Here is a 3,098-nt window from a genome sequence, read left to right on the forward strand (position 1 = left end):
AGTACTTGGCATGCAAGAAGACTCGCAGGCATCCGCGGCGTTCACCGCCGACCTGCTGCGCGGCCACACCGACACGATCGTGCTCGGCGTGCTGCGCGGCGGCGACGGGTACGGCTACGAGATCCACAAGGCGATCCGCGACGCCACCGGCGGCGAGTACGAGATCAAGGAGGCGACGCTCTACGCGAGCTTCCGCCGCCTCACGAAGGACGGGCTCACCGAGCCCTACTGGGGCGACGAGACGCAGGGCGGCCGCCGCAAGTACTACCGCATCACCGACGCAGGCCGTGCCGTGTACCGACGCAATGTCGAGGACTGGCTGAAGACGCAGGCGATCATCAACACACTTCTGAACCTGAAAGGGGACCGCTCATGAGCGGCGACAACGCGTCTGCCCGTGGGGAATTGGATGCTCGCCTCGACGAGGCGTTCGGGCGCCTTCCCGACACGGACGATCTGCGCGACCTGAAAGACGAGCTGCGCGCGAGCCTGGCCGCTCGCGCGGCGGAGCTGGAGGCATCCGGCTCGGGGCCGACGGCCGCCGTGTCGACGGCGTTCGCCGAGCTGGGCGACATCGAACAGCTGGCCGCCGAGGTCACCGGCGAATGGGATGCGGACCAAGCGACCCGCAACGGCGTCCCGAAAGCCGCGGGAACGGATGCCCGTGGCCGCAGCGTGTTCGAGCTGGCGCAGCGGCACCGCGTGCGGCCGCGTCCGGCCTTCGTGGTGCGCACCGTGCTGCTCTCCGTGGTGGCCGCCGCCGGGCTGGCGCTCACGGTGCTGGCGACGCTCGGCATCCTCGGGTGGCCGATCGGTGCGTCCGTCGTGGTCGCGGTCGTGGTGCTGGCCGCGCCGATCGGCGTGATCGTGGGCGACGGAACGCACCAGGAGACCACGACGAACTACCCGGTGCCCGGCGGGCGCGCGGTGGGCTACGGAGCGTCCGCGTTCCTCGGGCTCGCCGGGCTCGCGCTCGGCGCGCTCTACGCCACCCACCTCGCACAGCTGTGGCTGATCGTGGTTGCGGCCCCGCTCGTGGTCGTCTCGATCGCCTGGTTCAGCTACCTCGGCGCCACACAGACGAACCGCAAGAAGCCGTGGATGGCACGACTGCGCAGCGTCTACACGAACGAGTTGGACGCGGGCGACCGCTTCAGCAAAGACCCAGCGGCGGCGGCACGATTCGGCATCTACACGGTGGTGATCATGGTGGTCTCGGTCGCCGTGTTCGTCATCCTCAGCCTCACGGTCGGCTTCGTCTGGTCGTGGCTGGCGTTGGTGGCCGGGTTCGTCGTCTTCTTCCTCGTGCTGGCCCGGATGCTCTTCCCCGCCGGCCGCAACGACTCGAACGGAGCACATCATGAATGAGCGGATGCCCGCACGCGGCCCCGCCGACACCCTCGCGGTGGACGCGGCCGGCCTCACCAAGACGTACCGCGGCGCGCACCGCACGCCGGTGCACGCGTTGCGCGGCCTGACGTTCCAGGTGCCGGCGGGCATCGTCTTCTCGATGCTCGGCCCCAACGGCGCGGGCAAGTCCACCACCACGAAGATCCTCACCACGCTGAGCCGCCCGAGCGGCGGATCCGCCCGGATCGACGGCATCGACGTCGTGCGCCACCCGGCGGAGGTGCGCCAGCACATCGGCTACGTCTCGCAGGGCGCGAGCACCGACCCCCTCCTCACCGGCACCGAGAACCTGGTGCTGGCCGGCCGCCTACGCGGCATGAGCTCTATGGATGCTCGCACTCGAGCATCCGCTCTGCTGAAGGAGTTCGGGCTGGGCGACACCTCAGACCGCCCGGTCGGCAAGTTCTCCGGGGGCATGCGGCGCCGGTTGGATGTCGCGGCCGCGCTCGTGCACGCCCCGCGCGTGCTGTTCCTGGACGAGCCCACCACCGGGCTCGACCCCGAGGCGCGGGCGGCGATGTGGGCGGAGATCCGCAGGCTGTCGGCCGAGAGCGCGATCACGGTCATCCTCACCACGCACTACCTGGAGGAGGCCGATCGGCTCGCGGACGACGTGATGATCATCGACCACGGCACGAAGGTCGTGAGCGGGAGCCCTGACGAGCTCAAGGCATCCCTCAACGGGGACACCCTGCGCGTCTCGCTCGTGGAGCCCGACGTCGACGCCGTGCGCAGGGCGGCCTCGAGCGTGCGCGGCCTGCGCGACGTCGTCGTGGAGACGCAGGGGACGAACGGCCAGCTCGTCGCCCGCACGGACGACGCGTCGTCGGCCGTTGCCCCGGCGATCGCCGCGCTCGAGGCGGCCGGCATCGTGTTCGGTGCGGTGTCGGCATCCCGCCCGAGTCTCGACGACGTGTACCTGCACTACGCGGGCCGCTCGTTCGACACCGCGGATGCCGCGACCCAGCCAGAGGCATCCGCTGCCCCGAAGGCGGAAGCCCGCACCACCGTGAACGGAGAAGCAGCATGACCACCACCGTCGCCGGCGTCGCGCCGGCCCATCCCGTACGAGCCGGATGGCTCACCCAGACAGCCCAGATCACCCTGCGCTGGATCACCAACACCCGCAGGCAGGTGTGGGGCGCCGCGTTCTCGCTCGTGCAGCCGATCGTGTGGATCCTGCTGTTCGGGCAGGTGTTCTCCTCGCTCGGCAAGCTGCCCGGGTTCGGCGACACCGGCTACGCCACGTTCCTCGTGCCGGGCGTGCTCATGATGACCGTGTTGTACAGCGGCGCGTGGGCCGGCACCGGCTACATCGACGACATGAAGTCCGGCGTCATGGACCAGCTGCTCACCGCGCCGGTCGCCCGCACCGCGATCGTCACCGGTCAGCTCGTGCAGCAGCTCATCATCTGCCTCGGACAGTCGATCGTCGTGCTCTTCATCGGATGGCTCGGCGGCGCCACCTACCCCGGCGGTGTCGGAGGAATGGCGCTCGCCCTGCTGACCGCACTGCTCCTCGGCACGATCTTCTGCTCGCTCTCCACGGCGGCCGCGCTCACGGCGCGCAACCAGGTCGCGCTGATCGGCATCTCGCAGATCGTGGTGCTCCCGGTCACGTTCCTCTCCACCACGATGATGCCGGCGTCGCTGATGCCGGAGTGGGTCCAGAACGTGTCGAAGTTCAA

Annotated in this window: 4 protein-coding genes; all 4 read left to right on the forward strand. The window is 69.9% G+C overall.

Annotated features, from left to right (window positions below; all coding sequences use genetic code 11):
- Positions 1-10: 10 nt before the first annotated feature.
- Positions 11-376 (forward strand): PadR family transcriptional regulator, encoded by a 366-nt coding sequence (locus tag ACTHNC_RS05150; protein WP_440293530.1) that lies wholly within the window; start codon positions 11-13, stop codon positions 374-376.
- Positions 373-1,368 carry a permease prefix domain 1-containing protein gene (locus tag ACTHNC_RS05155; protein WP_440293527.1) on the forward strand — a complete coding sequence of 332 codons (996 nt, stop codon included), beginning with the start codon at positions 373-375 and terminating at the stop codon, positions 1,366-1,368. The genes ACTHNC_RS05150 and ACTHNC_RS05155 overlap by 4 nt, the downstream gene beginning before the upstream one ends.
- 4 nt (positions 1,369-1,372) lie before the next feature.
- Positions 1,373-2,440 carry an ABC transporter ATP-binding protein gene (locus ACTHNC_RS05160; RefSeq protein WP_440293528.1) on the forward strand — a complete coding sequence of 356 codons (1,068 nt, stop codon included), beginning with the start codon at positions 1,373-1,375 and terminating at the stop codon, positions 2,438-2,440.
- The coding region (locus ACTHNC_RS05165; protein WP_440293529.1) for an ABC transporter permease at positions 2,437-3,098 on the forward strand (662 nt) is incomplete at its 3' end. The genes ACTHNC_RS05160 and ACTHNC_RS05165, both read left to right, overlap by 4 nt.

The organism is Humibacter sp. (genome assembly GCF_051954055.1).
Classification (GTDB): domain Bacteria; phylum Actinomycetota; class Actinomycetes; order Actinomycetales; family Microbacteriaceae; genus Humibacter.